Source organism: Dapis hubbardiae BLCC-M172 (assembly GCF_050016015.1).
Lineage (GTDB): Bacteria > Cyanobacteriota > Cyanobacteriia > Cyanobacteriales > Microcoleaceae > Trichodesmium.
In genome coordinates, this window is the sequence record NZ_JBNHEQ010000108.1 from 1 (window position 1) to 534 (window position 534).

Annotated in this window: 1 protein-coding gene; it reads right to left on the reverse strand. The window is 41.2% G+C overall.

All coding sequences use genetic code 11. From position 1 onward, the window contains the following. Positions 1 to 140: 140 nt before the first annotated feature. Positions 141 to 263: a hypothetical protein gene (locus ACP6PK_RS10335; protein WP_426559534.1), complete on the reverse strand. Its 123-nt coding sequence runs from the start codon at positions 261 to 263 to the stop codon at positions 141 to 143. Positions 264 to 534 lie beyond the last annotated feature (271 nt).

Consider the following 534-nt stretch of genomic DNA (forward strand, 5'->3'; position numbering starts at 1 on the left):
GTGGTCTTTGATTCATCATCAGTCTATGTCCTAATCGCCCTGGCTGTTGCTATAGCTTCACTTTTTTTCAAGCCATCGAGTTCGATACCTTCTATCACTTTTTGGTAGTCCTGCATGGTAATGGTGAGGATATATATTTTTTAATTTCTCCCCATCTCCCCATCTCCCCATCTCCCCATCTCCCCATCTCCCCATCTCCCCACACTCCCGGTGCTTCCTTTACCATTACTATGCACCACCACCCACTTTTTTTCGGAAATCATAACTATAGGGTTGAGGCATGGTTAGCGATCGCTAGGCAGTATACTTCCTCTATTCTATGTCCTAATGGCCCTGGCTATTGCTATAATCCGTCCAGGATTTGTGAAAAAAAATGTAGGGGTTTGGTTTCCAAATCCTATCTTAGCTTCGGGAAAGGATACCAAACCCCTACGATAAAATCTATCATTCTGATTTAGGATTGCTATAAAATTCAGTAAGTAAAAATCTATCAATAAAATAATAACTATGATGAGAAGCAGGTATAGTGACGCA